13 protein-coding genes are annotated in these 18,138 nt (G+C 41.0%); 11 read left to right on the top strand and 2 right to left on the bottom strand.

All coding sequences use genetic code 11. From position 1 onward, the window contains the following. Positions 1 to 8 precede the first annotated feature (8 nt). Positions 9 to 920, top strand: coding sequence for a hypothetical protein (locus tag H5163_RS10600; protein WP_182735102.1), 912 nt, complete (start codon positions 9 to 11; stop codon positions 918 to 920). A 575-nt stretch (positions 921 to 1,495) separates the two neighbouring features. Then, complete coding sequence (locus H5163_RS10605) at positions 1,496 to 3,253, top strand: EAL domain-containing protein (RefSeq protein ID WP_220494573.1); 1,758 nt, start codon at positions 1,496 to 1,498, stop codon at positions 3,251 to 3,253. Here H5163_RS10605 and H5163_RS10610 read toward each other — a convergent pair. Beyond that, on the bottom strand, positions 3,250 to 4,104 hold the full coding sequence (locus H5163_RS10610) for a 1-aminocyclopropane-1-carboxylate deaminase/D-cysteine desulfhydrase (RefSeq protein WP_182735107.1): 855 nt from the start codon (positions 4,102 to 4,104) through the stop codon (positions 3,250 to 3,252). The two genes, H5163_RS10605 and H5163_RS10610, sit on opposite strands and share 4 nt — an antisense overlap. Before the next feature lie 280 nt (positions 4,105 to 4,384). Here H5163_RS10610 and H5163_RS10615 point away from each other — a divergent pair, with 280 nt between their 5' ends. The 9 genes from H5163_RS10615 (at position 4,385) to tldD (ending at position 17,053) form a co-directional block, all read left to right on the top strand. Beyond that, on the top strand, positions 4,385 to 6,403 hold the full coding sequence (locus H5163_RS10615; protein ID WP_145238584.1) for a formylglycine-generating enzyme family protein: 2,019 nt from the start codon (positions 4,385 to 4,387) through the stop codon (positions 6,401 to 6,403). Positions 6,404 to 6,541: 138 nt separating this feature from the next. Next, positions 6,542 to 7,585 (top strand): rod shape-determining protein, encoded by a 1,044-nt coding sequence (locus H5163_RS10620; protein ID WP_145238587.1) that lies wholly within the window; start codon positions 6,542 to 6,544, stop codon positions 7,583 to 7,585. After that, complete coding sequence (mreC, locus tag H5163_RS10625) at positions 7,585 to 8,427, top strand: rod shape-determining protein MreC (RefSeq protein WP_182717725.1); 843 nt, start codon at positions 7,585 to 7,587, stop codon at positions 8,425 to 8,427. The genes H5163_RS10620 and mreC overlap by 1 nt, the downstream gene beginning before the upstream one ends. Continuing rightward, entirely contained in the window at positions 8,420 to 8,899 is a 480-nt protein-coding gene (gene mreD, locus H5163_RS10630) for a rod shape-determining protein MreD (RefSeq protein ID WP_145238590.1), read from the top strand. Before mreC ends, mreD begins: the two co-directional genes overlap by 8 nt. Beyond that, entirely contained in the window at positions 8,899 to 9,468 is a 570-nt protein-coding gene (locus H5163_RS10635; protein WP_145238593.1) for a nucleoside triphosphate pyrophosphatase, read from the top strand. The genes mreD and H5163_RS10635 overlap by 1 nt, the downstream gene beginning before the upstream one ends. A gap of 1 nt (position 9,469) precedes the next feature. After that, positions 9,470 to 10,942 (top strand): ribonuclease G, encoded by a 1,473-nt coding sequence (gene rng / locus H5163_RS10640; RefSeq protein ID WP_145238597.1) that lies wholly within the window; start codon positions 9,470 to 9,472, stop codon positions 10,940 to 10,942. After that, on the top strand, positions 10,942 to 14,787 hold the full coding sequence (locus tag H5163_RS10645; RefSeq protein ID WP_182735104.1) for a YhdP family protein: 3,846 nt from the start codon (positions 10,942 to 10,944) through the stop codon (positions 14,785 to 14,787). The genes rng and H5163_RS10645 overlap by 1 nt, the downstream gene beginning before the upstream one ends. Positions 14,788 to 14,807: 20 nt before the next feature. Then, a complete protein-coding gene (locus tag H5163_RS10650; RefSeq protein WP_182735108.1) occupies positions 14,808 to 15,617 on the top strand; it encodes a carbon-nitrogen hydrolase family protein in 810 nt (269 codons plus the stop codon). Then, positions 15,614 to 17,053, top strand: coding sequence for a metalloprotease TldD (gene tldD, locus H5163_RS10655; protein ID WP_182735105.1), 1,440 nt, complete (start codon positions 15,614 to 15,616; stop codon positions 17,051 to 17,053). Before H5163_RS10650 ends, tldD begins: the two co-directional genes overlap by 4 nt. Before the next feature lie 93 nt (positions 17,054 to 17,146). Here tldD and H5163_RS10660 read toward each other — a convergent pair whose 3' ends face one another. Beyond that, positions 17,147 to 17,974, bottom strand: a complete 828-nt coding sequence (locus H5163_RS10660) for a mechanosensitive ion channel family protein (protein ID WP_149982654.1) — start codon at positions 17,972 to 17,974, stop codon at positions 17,147 to 17,149. Positions 17,975 to 18,138 lie beyond the last annotated feature (164 nt).

Below are 18,138 nucleotides of genomic sequence, written 5' to 3' on the forward strand. Positions count from 1 at the left end.
GGTATATAATGGTATTAGCCCCTGAATTAATTACGTTAATTGATCAAAAAGCATCGGTAGAGTGTGCGCACACTAATTTACTCCACTCTTCTGTTTATATTAGTCAATTAAATGCGCACATAAACGGTACGTGTGAATTAACGAAGCATGAAATCGAGTCTAAAATAGATTACTTAGCTGGTTGTATGACAATTACACTCGATCACCCCATAAGTGAACTTGAATTTTTAAGAGTTCGCCTATGTGAAGGTCAAAACTTTGCTAATATTGATGATTTGTCTTACATAAAGAAAACCTCCTGCACATTCCCAAAAGCTGGCAGGTTAAATCTTTCAGGTCAAGCGTTATTTTATGCTTCTATAGCCGTTAAACAAGATGATATGGCATTAAGAGTTGTGTTGTCTGAGGCTCAAGCGAAACAGTTTGATCGTCTTAATGTACTGAGATCTCATCAAGTAAATGGCACTGACTTATACCTACGAATTATAGGTATATGGGAACAAGTAAGGCGAAATGAAAAACCATATTACTTAAACCAATTTACATTTGACTATTACACTGAGGCAAGAAAATATATGGCTAAGCAGTTTAGCCGAGAATTGCTTTTTGCTTATGAGTTAACAGATCGCTTCTTTGCAGATATATTATCTCGTGAAGGAAATGAACGCTTGTATCAAGTAACATCAGCCCTAAGTAATGTGTTTTTGACTGAGAAGTGCGATGGTGTTCTCTATTCTTCAGTAAAAGCTAAAGGAGAGCCTGTCGTTGCTTTAAAACCTCAAGCGGTTGATGATAAATTAGATCACCAGTTTGCTACCGAGGTCTTCGTTGAGTACTCATTTGGTTATGAGTTTTATCAGTTAAAAACATTGGCTAAAACGTCTAGTATTGGTAGAAATTCAGGTAAATTAGAGTGGTAAAAAGCCTAGCTATTACTTCCTTATCGTTAAGCTGAAAATGTAGATTAAAAGTCATTATAAGTCATAAAAACGCCCTTAATCTACAGTATGTAGATGAAGTGTATAAAATAATTACACATACGCCTCTTTAGGTATTGGTATAAAAGGGATTACCAATTCACTCACTCACCCTTATTTGTTTTTATGTGTTCATTACCGTTCTAACCAAAGACAAAAATGAAAATGTTTAAAAATACCCTAAAAAGCCGCTTTTAAGCGGCTTTTAAGCGGCTTTTTTGTTTTTATAGTGTGCTGTAGTCTGAATATTACAAAATAGTAAGAGCTGGTGAATAGAGGGAGCTGACCGCTATTTTTCTTTTATGTTGGAGTTTTTTTAGTTAACAGCTATCAAATGCTATGGAGTGAGAGTTATTTTTATTTAGAACGTGTACTGTCCTAGGTCTCTAAAAAAGCGTCAGTTTTGGCTTTGTTACTATATTTATAGCATTTAAAACCATCTTTAATCATGCTGTAGCCTTGTGTTTATAAGGATCTTGAACAACACTTTAGCTATTCATACAAATAGCGTAACAGCCATGGTGACTCAATTTAAAAATGCACAAGTACGGATGCTAAGTATTTATGTGATTGCTTTTATGCTTTTACTAACAGTATTTAATCTCTTGTTAGGGGAGATATTGCATCAAAAAGTACACATCACTGGGAGTCAATTAGCTAAGCAAGTCTATAGCCTCAAACTAAAGCCAATTGCAGATAAAGAGATCATTGCCGCACTTGCTCAAAGTCATGGTTTTATGCTTGAATCAGCCCATGAGTCGTTTCACTTTTCTGCTTTTATGACCCAAGATAGTGATATCTTTAAATATAAAACAGTTAGTTTAAAGCTTTATCATTTGCCTTTTTGGGTTGTAGAAAGTCCGCTATTTATTTTATTAAATCTAGTGATGATTGGCGCTGCTATTTGGAGTTATCGCTGGTGGCGTCTGCTATTTAAACAGCGCGATGGCGTAGATTCAATTGCATTATTAACTGGTAGTAAAGTATCAAGCAGCCAACAAGCGCCTAAAGATGTGGTTAAATTAGCACTAAATGATATTGCAATTAATAGTACAAAAGTACTTACAGCCAAGCGTAAATTAAGTTCCGCAGACGATGTTGCAATTACCGCAATGTACGGTATCCAAAATAATCATAACCACCTTTTTGCTTTACTTTATTGGACACGGCCATTTCCAGATAACGTTGATTTAGAAAGCCACTTTAAACTTATTGTAATCAAAGGTTTTAAAGAGTTATCTCGGGTATCAGTTAAGTTGTTATCTTCAGGAGGTCTGGCAATTACCTTGGAGAATATACCTCAACCTGATATCGATGCTTACACTAAGCGCTTGCATCAAATTATTTATCAGGCTTCTTTGCTTTATCGCGTTGATTTGTCTCGTAAAGAAATTAAAATAGGCGTATGTAATTACCGCGATGGTGCCGATCAAACTGTGGTTTATCAGTTAACTAAATCAGCACTCGCATTAGCAAAACAAAGTCCATGGCAGCATACTCATCGGGTACCGTTTAACCATACGCGTTCAACGGTGCTGGCAAATAGCGATGAGAACTTAGCTGATTACATTAGCAAAAAGAAATTTATGTTGTTTTTTCAGCCGCTATTTGAGTTCGCCAGTGGTGATATTTTACAGCATGAAGCTTTGATCCGGGTTCGTCATAAGTCTTTAGGGATGCTTTCTGCTAAGCAATTTATTCCTCAACTAAAAAATGATTCAGCGATTGTTTTATTGGATAAAACAGTATTGGATCAAGTTGTTAAGTTATTAGAAAGTGAAACAAGTGCGTTAACTGTGAGTATTAACTTACACGCATTTAATTGGTTTTCTAATGACTATTGGCGCTGGTTTGGGCAGAGGATGAAAAATGTAAAAGGCGCTGATAAACTACAGTTTGAGATATCGGAGGTGGATTTTTATCAACATCAACAGCGATTGAATTTTGCTTTTAGTACAATTAAATCAGTGGGGAGCTCAGTATCAATTGATAATGTTTCATCGCACGATAAAATCGCTTTATTAGCGCCTTACAAAGGGATCAAAGGACTCAAGCTTAGCTATGATTTAATCCACGACATTGATAAAAATGTAACGCAGCAAAAAGTGGTGCGCCAAATTGTAGCCAGTGCAGAGCGAGTGAACTTACCCGTATACGGTGTTGGTGTTGAGACGCAGCAAGAGCTCAATATGCTTAAAAAACAGGGCGTCATTGGCGCGCAAGGATTTTATTTTACGGAGCCTTTGCAAGAGTTTACTAATGTAATGGTTAATTAATCTATTAACTGGCGGTAACGCAGTCCATCTAAGCCTTGCAGACCGCCGGTATGAATCGCAACGATCCTGCTACCTGCTGGAAAGTAGCCTTGTGCGATTAATTGCCATAATGCATACATCATTTTTCCTGAATAAATAGGCTCAAGTGGTAATTTATGTTGGGTTTGCATCATTTGGCAAAACTGCCAAAGTTTAGGGCTAAATTTACCATAGCCACCATCATGAAACGCGGTGAGTAATTGCCAGTTTTGCTGCTGCGTAGCAATTGCACTAAGAGATTTGATTTCATCCACTAGATAATCTGCTTGCTTTAATACCGCAACCCCTAAAACCTGAGTGGTCTTATCGCAGCCTTCAATCAGTCCTGCTAGGGTGCCGCCACTACCTGTTGGGCATAAAACATAATCAGCGAGAGGTAATGACTGGGCGAGTTCTCTACAACCTAGCAAGGCGGCTTTATTAGTGCCACCTTCCGGTAATATATATGCATTGGGGAAACGTGCTTGTAACTGAGCTAGGTAATCTGGAGTGTTACGCTCTCGGTATTCTATACGTGTTATAGGGTGAAGCTGCATACCGCATTGCTTAGCAAATTGTAAAGTGGGGTTGTGTTGATCAAGTTCAGGGCCGCGAATAATGCCATGGGTTTTCAAGTTGAATTGCTTTCCTGCGGCAGCACAGGCATGAATATGATTTGAAAAAGCACCGCCAAAAGTAACTAATTCTGTTTTACCCTGTGTTTTCATTACAGTTAAGTTATATTTTAATTTCCGCCATTTATTGCCGCTTATTAACGGATGCAGAAGATCGTCACGTTTTATCGATAAAGATATTCTTTGTTCACTCAGCATCGAACAAGTGATTTTTTGCAGTGGAGACTCAGGTATTAAATTCACAGTTGCAACTTAAAATAAATGGGCCATAAGTTTAACAAATTAGCTATGAACAAGAAAAGGGGCTATTTTCATACTATGTAATGGTAATTTACTGGCATGAAGTACGGTAATAGTTGTAAACTCAGATAATTTTTGAACAAAGCTTGTGTTTTGCCTTGCAAGTACATAGCATAAGAGTTTAATTATAAAAAATAAATAATGACCAAATAATTGCCGCTTTTTGGGAATGGAATATATGCGAATTGCTCCTTTATCTCTGTTAATTTCAGCTAGCTTGTTTGCATCAAGTGCATTTGCACAAGATACAGCCACAGTTACTGGAATTGAATCTGAGATCAGTATTAAACAAGCTGAATACGATAACGCTACACAGATACTTGAAAAACATTTAAAAGAAGAAAGTCAGTTACAAAGTCAACTTGATTTATTACGCACTCGTTCGACTGAGCTGGACAAAGAAAAAAATCAAGCACTTGATGCCATGAATGAAATGTATCGTCGTTTAATTGATGATCCCACTATTGATATAAGTGCTGCACAGGCGCGATATCAGCAAGCTGTGGTTGATCATAAGCAAAATAAAGACGATATAGCGATGCAGTTGGCGGCAATTGCATCCCACCGCAAAGACATTGAACAAATTCGCGTAGCAAAACATACCCAGTTAAATACACTCGAAAGCTTAAAAGAACAATTAACAACAGCCCGAGTTGAGCGCTTACGTAATGAGTTTACCCGTGAAGGGACGCTAGAAGTTAATCACACTATCAACTGTAAACGAACAGAAACATTGGCAGCCTGTGAGCAACGAGGCCAGCAAATGGGCTTACAAAAAGCAACCAAGCGTTTTGTAGACCAAATTTTTGCTAACTTAACTGAAGAGCGCCTAGTTGAACCCAAACGTAATATGGCTGGTGCACAAGTACAGGTTTTAAGTAGTCATGTAGTTAATAGTGCTTTTAGCGGTCAAGGCAATTATAACGTTAACTTAAGCGTCACTATGCGCGGTGATGTGAATAGCAGCCGCTTATGTAATTTATTGAGTGTTGATAATCGCTATTGTTCAGAGTACGGCACGCCGCTAACGGCAACCTATCAAACTCGGTATGACACTACTTTTACTGATAGTCAGTTAACATTCAGTGATGGTCAGGATAATGCCAACGTTTCGGTGTCACGCTTGAGTGAACAACCAATACGTGATTATTCAGTCAAACCAATGCCAACGGTTAATACACAAGTCGTTGATAGTAATAAAATGATTGAATTTACACTGCGTTCAAACGTATACGACGACGAAGTGTTTATTGATGGCGTAAGTTTTGGTTCAACACGTTTAGCAACGACTTTACCAAGTGGTATTCATGATGTTGAAGTTCGCAAGCAGGGTTATAAACCTTATCGCGTGCGTGTTGATTTACGAAAGCCGCAGACGATTCATGCTAAGTTGGTAAAAAAGCCTGAGTCGATTGCTGCACCGACATACACCAGCGAGCAACGTAATACGACATCAGTAACTAGTGCAGCTATAGGCAATGCTGCCGCTGACGTGGTAGTTATTCCCGCAGGTAAGTTTGAAATGGGTGATATCAATGGCAATGGACTTGCAAATGAGCGTCCAGTTGTTGAAAAAACCATTGCAAACTCATTTGCGATGCAAAATAAAGAAGTGACAGTCGGTGCTTATCAAAAGTTCGTCAGCAACACTAATTATAAAACTGAAGCTGAGCGTAATCGTGGCTGTGCTTATTATTTAAATGGCGAACCGGTCTGGGAAGCAAATTTAAATTGGCGTAATCCAGGTTTTGAGCAAGGCAGTGATTTTCCAGCCGTGTGTTTAACCTACAACGATGCGAAAGCATACGCTGATTGGTTGTCTGGTCAAACAGGTCAACAATATCGTTTACCTAATGAGGTTGAGTGGGAGTATGCAGCACGCGCTGGTACTAAAACTGAATACCCGTGGGGGAATGAGATAGGTAAAAATTTAGCCAATTGTGGTTGGTGTGGTAGTGAGTGGTCAAATAAAAGTGCATCGCCAACAGGCTCGTTTGCACCTAATGCATTTGGTCTCTACGACACAGTAGGAAATGTATGGGAATGGACTCATAAGTCAGCTGAACAAGCGGATGTTACTGTCCGTGGTGGTGCGTGGAATTTCGCGCCTAGCTTAGCTCGTGCTTCAACTCGTTTGATTTTAGCGCCAGATTTTCGTGCAAACTATATTGGTTTTCGTCTAGTACGCGAACGATAAAATTAATTTAAAAAGGAAGCATAGCTTCCTTTTTTACCCAATTAACAAAGGTAGCTGCACTTTTATTGCCGAACTGATTCAGCATGGTAAAGTTGCATAAGCTAATATAAGAATATTTTTCAAAGGTCATCCAGCCTCATGTTTAAAAAGCTCCGTGGTATTTTTTCAAACGATCTATCGATCGACTTGGGTACAGCCAACACCCTTATTTATGTTAAAGACGAAGGCATTGTCCTTAATGAACCATCAGTAGTTGCGATCCGTCAAGAACGCGCTGGTGGACCTAAAAGTGTAGCCTCAGTAGGGACTGAAGCAAAGCAAATGCTTGGTCGAACGCCTGGTAATATCAAAGCCATTCGGCCAATGAAAGACGGTGTAATTGCTGATTTTTATGTAACTGAAAAAATGTTACAACACTTTATTAAACAAGTGCATAACAATAACTTTTTACGTCCAAGTCCGCGTGTGCTTATTTGCGTACCGTGCGGTGCTACGCAAGTAGAAAAACGCGCAATTCGTGAATCGGCTATGGGCGCAGGTGCGCGTGAAGTTTATTTAATTGAAGAGCCAATGGCTGCGGCAATCGGTGCAGGTTTACCGGTATCAGAAGCAACAGGTTCAATGGTTGTAGATATCGGTGGTGGTACCACTGAAGTTGCAATTATTTCACTAAACGGCGTGGTGTACTCATCATCTGTACGTATTGGTGGGGATAAGTTTGATGAAGCAATTATCAACTATGTACGTCGTAATTTTGGTAGTTTAATTGGTGAAGCAACGGCTGAAAACATTAAACATCAAATTGGTTCTGCGTTTAAAACAGATGAGCCAATTGAGATTGAAGTACGTGGCCGTAACCTTGCCGAAGGTGTTCCGCGTTCATTTACGCTTAATTCACATGAAATATTAGAAGCCTTGCAAGAGCCATTAATGGGGATTGTTAGTGCGGTAATGGTTGCCCTTGAGCAATCGCCACCAGAGCTGGCGTCAGATATATCAGCCAAAGGCATGGTATTAACAGGTGGTGGTGCATTACTTAAAGATTTAGACCGTTTATTAATGGAAGAGACCGGCATTCCTGTTGTGGTTGCTGATGATCCATTAACGTGCGTTGCGCGTGGCGGCGGTAAGGCACTTGAGATGATTGATATGCATGGTGGTGATGTATTTAGTTACGACTAATGAAGTTAATGTTCGGGCGTGCCATTTCTTTGCAGCTGCGACTTTTTGTCGCAGTGCTTTTGAGTATCGTGTTGATCGTAGGCGATCGTTATACGCAAGGTGGCACCACAGTACGCACTAGTTTAAACACCTTAGTTAGTCCGTTATTGTATTTAGCCAATTTACCTTATGAAGTATTTAGCCTCGGGGCTAAAAGCTTACACACGCGCGATCAATTATTAACTGAAAACGAAGCCCTCAAGAAAAAACAATTACTGCAAAGCGAACAGCTTCAGCAATATCAATTCTTAAACAAAGAAAATCAAAAGCTACGCGCGTTACTTGGTTCTTCTGCTAAGCAGTCAAATCGTAAAATTATTGCTCAAGTTCTCTCTGTTCATTCAAATCCTTATAGCCATCAAGTGGTGATCAATCGTGGCACGATAGATGGCATCAGTGAAGGCCAAGCGGTGATTGATGAAATGGGGGTCGTCGGACAACTTACCAAAGTAGGCTCAACGACGTCTCGGGTGTTACTGATGACCGACACAACCCATGCCACACCAGTACGTATTTTACGTAATGATGTGCGTACCGTGGTTGAAGGGATTGGTAAAATTAATTTAGTTAAACTCTCCCATGTACCCCATAGTTTAGATGTACGAATTGGCGATGTGCTAGTGACATCAGGACTTGGAGGCACTTTTCCTGAGGGCTACCCGGTTGCTGTGGTAACTGAAATTAATCGCGATGAGGGCCGCCCGTTTGCTCAAGTATACGCCGAGCCGATAGCTCAGTTAGATCGTATTCGCTTATTAGTGATCTTATGGCGTAATCAGCAGGAAACTATCAGCAATGAATAGTCGTTACTTCTTATTGATCACCGTGAGTATTTTCTTTGCGTTGATCATGGCTTTGATGCCATTGCCTTTTTCGTTTGAACCCTTTCGCCCTGACTGGGTGTTATTAGTATTAATGTACTGGTCTTTAGCTGTTCCACATCGATTAAATATTGGTACGGCTTGGGTAGTTGGCTTGCTGATTGATTTAGCCACAGGGTCACCGCTGGGAATTAATTCACTCACTTACTCAATTTGTATTTTTGTAACCGCAAGTAACTTTCAAAAAATTCGTAATTTTTCAATTTGGCAGCAAGCGATACTCGTGGGCTTATTTTTAACCCTATATCACTTAATGCAATTTTGGCTTAATCACTTTTTAATGGACGTTTATTTCAACCCGCAGTATTTATGGCCGGTCGTGACTGGCATGTTAAGTTGGCCTTGGATTTTCTTATTGCTACGTAAATATCGCCGTCATTTCAGGATCAGGTAATGCAAACTGCCATTTATTTAGCGTCAGCTTCTCCTCGGCGCAAAGAATTACTAACTCAACTTGGTATCGAATTTTCACAATTTAGTGTTGATGCTGATGAAAGCCAGCTAGCAGACGAAACTCCCCTTGAACTTGTTGAGCGTTTAGCGCGTCTAAAAGCTCAAACCGGTGTTGCTATGGGGTATACAGATCGCCCCGTACTCGGCAGTGATACCGTAGTGGTCATAGATAATCAGTCACTAGGTAAACCCCGTGATAAAACTGACTTTATGGCAACCCTAAAACGTTTATCTGGGCGCAGTCATCAAGTGTTAACGGCAATTGCATTTGCTACTGAACACAAGGTCATGAGTTGTGTAGTAACCACGCAAGTGAGTTTTAAAACACTCTCAGAACAAGAATTAGCAGCATATTGGCAAACTGGTGAACCACAAGACAAAGCCGGTGGCTATGGTATACAAGGACTCGGTGGGCGCTTTGTTACTAATATTTCCGGTAGCTATTTTGCGGTAGTAGGCTTACCTTTATATGAATGCGAAAAATTATTAAGCGAATTCCTAAGTAGGTAACATGAGTATAGAATTACTGATCAACGTCACCCCGAGTGAAAGCCGTGTTGCCCTGATTGAAAACGGTGTATTACAAGAAATTCAACTAGAGCGTATTGGCAATTTAGGTATCGTCGGTAATATTTATTTAGGTAAAATAAGCCGAGTGTTACCGGGTATGCAAGCTGCGTTTGTTGATATTGGTTTAGATAAAGCGGCTTTTTTACACGCGTCTGATATTGTAAATAGCGCCTCTATTGTTGAAGGTGTTGACGAGCAACCAATCAAAAAAGTACAAGATATTCGCGAGTTAGTGCGCCAAGGTCAATACATTATGGTGCAAGTGGTAAAAGATCCACTGGGTACTAAAGGCGCACGTTTAACAACTGACATCACCATCCCTTCTCGTTATTTAGTGTTTATGCCAGATGCCACCCATGTTGGTGTGAGTCAGCGTATAGAAACCGAAGAAGAACGCGCGCGATTGAAAAGCATTGTAGGTGAGTATGGCGATGAAGACGGCAGCTTTATAGTTCGTACTGCAGCTGAAGGTGCCAGCGAAGCTGAGTTGCGTCACGATGCCGAGTTTTTAAAAAAACTATGGAAAAAAATCGTCACTAAACGTAAGAAAACCAGCAAAGAAAGTATTTTGCATGAAGATTTAACCTTAGCATTTCGAACTCTACGAGATTACGTAGGGGAAGACATGGAACGTATTCGGGTTGACTCAAAGCTAACCTATGAAGAGCTAAAAACCTTTACCGCAGAGTTTGTACCAATCCTTTCCGATGCTTTAGAGTATTACCCAGGCGAGCGACCAATTTTTGATTTGTTTGATGTTGAAAGTGAAATACAAAAAGCCTTACATCGTAAAGTGACGTTAAAGTCAGGTGGCTATTTAATTATCGACCAAACCGAAGCGATGACCACGGTCGATGTTAATACCGGTGCCTTTGTTGGCCATCGAAATCTCGAAGAAACTATTTTTAACACCAACGTAGAAGCTACTTCTGCGATTGCCCGTCAGCTTAGGTTGCGTAACTTGGGCGGTATTATCATTATTGACTTTATTGACATGGTTAGCGAAGAGCATAAGCGCAGGGTATTGCATTCACTTGAGTCTGCACTGGGTAAAGATCGCGTTAAATCAAATATTAATGGTTTATCGGCATTAGGCTTAGTGGAAATGACCCGCAAACGTACTCGAGAAAGTCTTGAACATATTTTATGTGATGTATGTCCGGCCTGCTCTGGGCGCGGTTCACAAAAAACCGTTGAAACCGTATGCTATGAAATACTGCGTGAAATTGTTCGAGTAAACCGTGCTTACGCGGCTGATAAATTTATGGTTTATGCAGCTCCCGCGGTAAGTGAGGCATTACTTAATGACGAGTATCATAATCTTGCAGAACTAGAGTTATTTATTGGTAAGCAAGTGAGCATTCAAACCGAAAGCCTCTACAGTCAAGAGCAGTTTGATGTGGTTATGATGTAATGAAAGCAAAGACGGTCTGTTTTTTTTGTATCCGTAAGTTATGGCAAGTGTTCGCCATAACGCTGGTACTGCTTGCCGTTGTTGTTTCGGTTTTAAAATATACCCTGCCGTATGCCAATGACTATAAAGGTGACCTTGAAAGTTACCTATATGATAAGTTTGCGGTTAATTTATCAATTGGGGCTATTTCTGCCAGCTGGCATGGCCAAGGCCCTTCTATTGTCTTGGAAGATATCACCTTTGAAGATAATAAAAGCTCACCCATCGCACTGACTATCGCTAAAGCTAGCCTTGAATTAAACGTCTGGGAAACCATCAAAACACGACAGTTAAAATCTAACTACTTTGTGATCAACGGTTTCCATGCTGATGTTGATATGCCAACTATGTTGCAGTCAAACAGCAGTGAGGTATCTTTTGAACAAAAAGAGCTGATTGAAGGCTTATTCTTAGGTAAAACCGGTCATTTTGCGGTTGAAAATAGTAGTCTTAATTTTATCTTGGCAGATGGCAAAGAGCGTCGGGTGATGCTTGAAGACATCGTTTGGCAAAATCAATACGAACAACACTTAGCTAGTGGTACTTTAGCATTGCCCGGGATTTCAGTGGGTACATTTGATGCTCGCTTGGCATTAACCGGATCGACGCTAGAAACCATGCTGGGTGATATTTATGTGCAAGCAAATAATGTTGATGTGTCGAAATGGCTGGCTCAGTATATTAATACTAGTAAAGAGCAGCTCAATTCTGACATTAACTTAGAATCATGGTTGAGTATTGAAAAAGGCCTGATCAAAGATGTCACAGTTAAATGGTTGCCAAGCTTTATTAATTGGCAGCAAGATACAAAAAGTCATCAATTTAGTTTAAGTGAAGGGGGTTTTAGCCTTTACCCTTGGCAGCAAGGTTGGCGGTTAAAAAGTTCAGGGGTGCGGCTCTCAAACGATCAACAGCATTGGCCTGACTTTCAATTTGAAGCACAGCTGGATAACAAGCAACAACAAATTTGGTTGCAAGAACTCGATTTTGATTTGGTTACAAGGTTAGCCCAGTTAAGTGATTTTGCTGAATTAGAGCCGCTGTTAAGTCGTCAACCCAGTGGTCAAGTTAAGCGCGCTTATGTGCAATTTACATCAACACAGCAATGGCAATTATGGTTTGAAGCCCAGCAATTGGGCTGGCTTGCAGAGCAAGGTGTGCCCGGTGTGCAGGGCTTACTTGTCGATGGTTTGTTAAATCAAGATCGTGGTCGTATTAATCTGTTTGGCGAAAATAGCGAGTTACTTACCGCTGATACTTTTAGCCAGCCAATCAAATATAACCAACTGAATATGCAAATTGATTTAGCCAATAGTGAGCAAGGTTGGCAGATCAGCAGTGATAATATGTGGCTTGATAATGATGAGGTCACTGTTGCAGCCGAAATGAAGCTTAGCTTAGACGAACAGCCTCGGCTTGATTTATATGCAGAAGCATTTGCACCAGATGCCAGTGTTGCCAGCCATTATTTCCCACGCCCTGTGATGACTAAAAATTTAGTTGATTACTTAACTGGGGCTATTAAAGGTGGTGAACTTACGCAAACACAAGTGCTGTTTTCTGGGCCGTTAACGGGCTTTCCGTTTGCCGATAATTCAGGACAGTTTGAAGTATTAGCGCAGGTAGATAACGCCAATTATCAATTTGCCCCTGATTGGCCTGCAGTAACTCAAGCGAGTGCAAAATTACATTTTGAAAATCAGCGTATGGATATTTACTCTGAGCATGGGCGGCTTGTTAACTTAGCGATCGATGATGCCGTGCATGTCAGTATTGCAGATCTAATGAACGCAGATTTACTGAGCGTAAAAATTAATAAACGTGCTGAGATGGAAACATTACTGCCGTTTTTTAAAGCAACGCCAATTGCTGAGCCACTAGCAAATGTATTTGAGGTGATCCAAGGTAACGGCGCTGCCAGCGCTGATATTGAGCTACTTGTTGATTTAAATGAGTTAGATGTAACAGCTAAAGGCATGGTTAATTTAAAAGATCTGCCAGTGTATTTAGCACAACCTGGGCTTCAGCTTGAAGGTGTTACAGGTCAGCTCTATTTTAATGATGATCAGATCACTTTAGAAAATGCTAACGCAAGTTGGTTAGGAATGCCGCTGAAAGTTAACTTTAATGGTAAAAATATTGGCCCAAACTATCGTGCTGACGTTGATATAAAAGTACAGTTAAATGCTGATACGTTAATTTCTCATGGTCAAGACTTACTAAAAGGTTACTTGCATGGTGAAAGTGAAGTGGCTATTAATCTTGCTCTAAACTTTTTAACGGACGGCTTTGATTATCGCGCTAATGTCAGCTCACAACTCGAAGGGCTCAGTAGTGAGCTGCCCGCACCATACACTAAAAGTGCCGATCAAGTATGGCCGCTAACGGCTGTTATTCAAGGTGATAATATTTCTAATTTGATCACCGCTAATATTAATAACAACTTATATTTTAATGGCATCTTAGCGAATAACGTTGGCAAACTAACCAATGCACAGTTTATTTTAGGCGAGCATGATCTGGGTTTAAACCAGCAAGACTTAAGTGTTGCAATTGATTTAGAGCAAACAGATCTATTACCTTGGCTTGGCTTGATCCAGCAGATCATCACCATCAGTCAAATAGAATCAGCTGAGCAGAGCGTACTACCGCCATTAAAAGAAGTGGTGGGTAACATTCAGCAATTAACCATTGGTGATATTGCATTTAATGATTTTGAAATGCGTTTAGCGCCGACCCCAAGTGACATGAGCTTACGGCTAAACGCCAAAGAATTACGCTCGCAAGTACTTATTCCGCTAGATAAATCAAGTCGGCCGATTCATATTGCCAGTGATTATTTACGTGTTAACTTTACCCCAACAACAGACGAATTACAGCCATCTGAAACACCTCAAGATTACACTTGGTTGAGTGACATACCGGCCATTGAATTTGAGTGTGCTGATTGTAAAGTGGCAAGCTATCAATTAGATAAAGTCAGCGCATCGCTTTATGGCGATGGTCATAAGCTCACCATATCTGAGCTGGTGGTTGATAAAGGCGAGCATGTGTTACGTGCTAAAGGGCATTGGCAAGATGGCATAAGTCAATTTAGCGGTAATATGCAAAGTGATGACATTGGTGAACTATTTGATGAATTTGATATAACCACCACAGTTAAAGATTCACCCGCAGATATTAAATTTACGCTTGCGTGGCAAGATGCGCCTTATTTATTTGATATTGCCAGCCTCAACGGTAATTTAGATTGGCGTTTAGGCGAAGGGCATTTAGCTGAGGTAAGCGATGGCGGCGCAAGGGTATTTTCGTTGCTGAGCCTGGATTCATTAGTGCGTAAGTTAAAACTCGATTTTAGAGATGTATTTTCGAAAGGTTTTTTTTATAACAGTCTGCAAGGTACCATGCAGGTAGATAAAGGCATCGCTTACACGCAAGATACGAAAATGGATGGAGTACCTGCCGATCTGACGGTTAAAGGCCATACTAACCTCAATACCATGGAAATTGATTACGATTTAGCGGTTGCACCACAAGTGACCTCAAGTATTCCGGTGATTGTCGCGTGGATGGTCAATCCGGTAACTGGGCTTGCAGCATTGGCGATAGATAAAGTACTCCACTCTGCGCGCGTTATTTCTGAGATTAATTTTAAAGTGACTGGCAGCATGACTGATCCTGTAGTGAAAGAAGTAGATCGTAAAAGTCGTGAAGTGACTCTTCCGCAAGCTGCACAAAACCAACCTCAAGCCGCCGCCTCCAGTGAGTTAATACTCAAAGATGCCGCTGTTACAGTCACCCAATAAGGCCTTAAACGATGCAAGCTATGATAGTCGCTCTACAAATGTGCTCCGGGCTGTGTGCTGATGACAACATGAATCAACTTAGGCAACAGTTAACCACGCTTCCTGCAACTCGGCCGTTACTGGTGTGTTTACCTGAAAGCTTCTTAGTGTTTGCTAATAGCGGTCATGAAACACTTGTTGTAGCAAAGCAAAGTGATGTTTATCAACAACAATTAAGTGAGTTATGTCGCCAACGTGATATTTGGCTAGCAGCAGGTACTGTGCCTATTGCCACAGAGCATGACAAATACTTTGCAGCGTCTTTGCTTTTTAATGAGCAAGGTGAAGTGCTGGCCCAGTACAATAAAATGCATTTATTTGACGTTGATGTTGCTGATGGGACTGGTGCGTATCGCGAGTCTAACTTCACCGAAGCGGGCAGTGACATTCTGGTGGTCGATTCACCGTTTGGTAAAATAGGTCTTACAGTATGTTATGATCTACGCTTTAGTGGCTTATTTAGTGCTTTGCAACGAGCCGGGGCAGAGGTTATTTTAGTGCCTAGCGCATTTACTACCATAACAGGTGCAGCTCATTGGCAACCGTTATTAACGGCCAGAGCGATAGAGACGCAAAGTTATGTGATTGCTGCTGCGCAAGTAGGGCAACACGAAAATGGTCGCGCGACATACGGCCACAGTATTATTATTTCTCCTTGGGGCGACGTCCTCAGCGAGCTTGCAAATGGCATTGGGTTTATTGGTTGTCAGCCAGATCTAAACCGCTTACACGCCATTCGTCGAGATATGCCAGTGCAATCTCACCAACGATTTAGAGAGCATTTATTATGAACACGGTTGAACAGCATTTATTACACGACAGCCAGCTAAATCGAGAAGAACTCGAAAAAACGCTTGGTTTTATTCATCAGCATAAAGTTGATTACGCGGATCTTTACTTTCAATCTAGCCACCATGAATCATGGGTGCTTGAAGATGGCTTAGTAAAAGAAGGCTCGTACAACGTTGAACGCGGCGTCGGCGTACGCGCAGTTAGTGGCGAAAAAACCGGTTTTTCGTACTCTGATGCAATTAATTTAGAAGCACTTAACAAAGCCGCAACCGCTGCGCGCAGTATTGCCGAAGCAGGTGAAAGTAAAGCCATTCAGGTATTTAGTGATGTAGCAGCAAAACAGCAGTTTGCACCACTGCAGCCGATTCAAAGCATGAGTGATACCGACAAAGTAAATTTATTACGTGAGCTTGAAAATTATATTCGTGAGCTTGCTCCTGACGCAGAGCAAGTTATTAGCTCTATGTCTGCGGTGTATGAAGAAGTATTGATTGCGGCCAGCGATGGTACATTTGCCACCGATATCCGCCCATTGATCCGTTTAAATTGCTCGGTATTACTTGAAAAAGACGGCCGCCGTGAACGCGGTGGCGCAGGTGGTGGCGCACGTTTAGATTATGGTTACTTTAAAGAACTGGTGGATGGTAAACCCCGTTGGATGGAATACGCAGAAGAAGCCGTACGCCAAGCAAAAGTAAACCTTGTAGCTATTGACGCTCCAGCGGGCACGATGGAAGTGGTACTTGGCGCAGGTTGGCCAGGAGTCTTACTGCATGAAGCCGTAGGTCATGGCCTAGAAGGCGACTTTAACCGTAAAGGAGCCTCGGCATTTAGCGATAAAGTGGGCCAAAAAGTCGCATCAGAGCTGTGTACTGTAGTTGATGACGGCACCATTGCCGATCGCCGTGGTTCACTTAATGTGGATGACGAAGGTACGCCTGCAGCGTACAACGTACTTATCGAAAACGGTATTTTAAAAGGCTACATGCAAGATAAAATGAATGCGCGTTTGATGGGCGTTAACCCAACTGGTAATGCGCGCCGTGAGTCATACGCGCATTTACCTATGCCACGTATGACCAATACTTATATGTTAGGCGGCGAGCACAGCCAAGCCGATATTATTAGTACAGTTAAAAAAGGTATCTTCGCCCCAAACTTTGGTGGCGGTCAAGTAGATATCACTTCAGGCAAGTTTGTATTTAGTGCCTCAGAAGCCTACTTAATTGAAAACGGCAAAATTACTCGGCCAATCAAAGGCGCCACATTAATTGGTAACGGCCCTGAAGTTATGCAGCAAATATCTATGGTTGGTAACGATCTTGCGCTGGATAAAGGTGTGGGTGTGTGCGGTAAAGACGGTCAAAGCGTCCCTGTTGGCGTTGGCCAGCCAAGCTTGAAAATAGATAACTTAACAGTGGGTGGCACCGCTTAATTTTTGTAACTGCTATTGAGCTGTAAAGAAAAAAGCTTAGCCCCTGATGGAGCTAAGCTTTTTCTTTATTGATTGATAACTAAGTGCTTAAACTTAGTTTTTTAACTCACTTTTTGCAGCTTCGTTATACCAAAGCTCCATAAAAAAAGCGGTTAGCTTATGCTCTATTTCTAGCGCCTTGTCAGTTGGGCAAAATAGCGTAAAGCTGGCTTTAAACTCGCCCAACTCTGTGGTACTAAAGTGTATTTCAGGCTCAGGGCCAGAAATTTTTGCATCTAATTTTCTTTCGATAATCGAATTATAACGACCAGCCACATCTTGAAACTCTTCACAATATTGCTTCGCTTTCGTGGTTAGAGTTTCGTAAATTGGATACGGATTAAAACTTTCTTTACGCACAATACTAAAGTGATGAGTGGTAAAACGTTTTACAAAGTTTAAGTTTTTAATCGGGTTAGTGATCAGTTTATTATTCGGAATATAAATAGTTTTGCGAGAAAACTGATAGGTGTGCATGTCAATTTCATGCATGGTGGTTTTGATCCAATCAGTTTCTGCTATTTCACCATAATATTCACCAACCTGCACCCAGTCGCCAACCCGAAACGGACGGGTAGTGACTAAATAGAAAAAGCCAATTATACATTGAATAAACTCTCTGGTCGCAAATACAATAGCCACTGCAAATGCCGCGATCGACAGCGCAAAGTTCTGGATTTCAGTAGACCATACAAATAGCAGTAATAGCACCGTTGCTAGGTTAATAGAGTGCTTAATATTGTGCGAAATATAGCGAATATCTTTTTCTTTTTTTTCTGCTTTATGGCGCGCAAATCTGTCAACCAGCGCCTTAAGAGTAAACGCAATAGTGATCATTGCTAGTGAAATAAGTACCGGATGGAGCAGTAAATCTTTGTTCATAAATTCCTAATTGATGGAGCGTTAATAAGAAATAACACGCGACCATACTAACTAAATTTTGCAGATTTAACCACGGTAGAACAGTAATAAAGGGGCTAGGGCGATCAATTGAGAAGGGATACAGCGATAAAAAAAACCTTGCAGCGTTAACTGCAAGGTTTTAT

It is taken from the genome of Pseudoalteromonas sp. SG44-8 (assembly GCF_014164125.1).
GTDB classification, from domain to species: domain Bacteria; phylum Pseudomonadota; class Gammaproteobacteria; order Enterobacterales; family Alteromonadaceae; genus Pseudoalteromonas; species Pseudoalteromonas rhizosphaerae.

Excerpts from the sequence above, each read along its gene's own strand:
- H5163_RS10610 (WP_182735107.1), bottom strand. The coding sequence starts at position 4,104 with ATGCTGAGTGAACAAAGAATATCTTTATCGATAAAACGTGACGATCTT.
- H5163_RS10645 (WP_182735104.1), top strand. The coding sequence starts at position 10,942 with ATGAAAGCAAAGACGGTCTGTTTTTTTTGTATCCGTAAGTTATGGCAA.
- H5163_RS10650 (WP_182735108.1), top strand. The coding sequence starts at position 14,808 with ATGATAGTCGCTCTACAAATGTGCTCCGGGCTGTGTGCTGATGACAAC.
- H5163_RS10620 (WP_145238587.1), top strand. The coding sequence starts at position 6,542 with ATGTTTAAAAAGCTCCGTGGTATTTTTTCAAACGATCTATCGATCGAC.
- mreD (WP_145238590.1), top strand. The coding sequence starts at position 8,420 with ATGAATAGTCGTTACTTCTTATTGATCACCGTGAGTATTTTCTTTGCG.
- H5163_RS10635 (WP_145238593.1), top strand. The coding sequence starts at position 8,899 with ATGCAAACTGCCATTTATTTAGCGTCAGCTTCTCCTCGGCGCAAAGAA.
- H5163_RS10615 (WP_145238584.1), top strand. The coding sequence starts at position 4,385 with ATGCGAATTGCTCCTTTATCTCTGTTAATTTCAGCTAGCTTGTTTGCA.
- tldD (WP_182735105.1), top strand. The coding sequence starts at position 15,614 with ATGAACACGGTTGAACAGCATTTATTACACGACAGCCAGCTAAATCGA.
- H5163_RS10600 (WP_182735102.1), top strand. The coding sequence starts at position 9 with ATGGTATTAGCCCCTGAATTAATTACGTTAATTGATCAAAAAGCATCG.
- rng (WP_145238597.1), top strand. The coding sequence starts at position 9,470 with ATGAGTATAGAATTACTGATCAACGTCACCCCGAGTGAAAGCCGTGTT.
- H5163_RS10605 (WP_220494573.1), top strand. The coding sequence starts at position 1,496 with ATGGTGACTCAATTTAAAAATGCACAAGTACGGATGCTAAGTATTTAT.
- H5163_RS10660 (WP_149982654.1), bottom strand. The coding sequence starts at position 17,974 with ATGAACAAAGATTTACTGCTCCATCCGGTACTTATTTCACTAGCAATG.
- mreC (WP_182717725.1), top strand. The coding sequence starts at position 7,585 with ATGAAGTTAATGTTCGGGCGTGCCATTTCTTTGCAGCTGCGACTTTTT.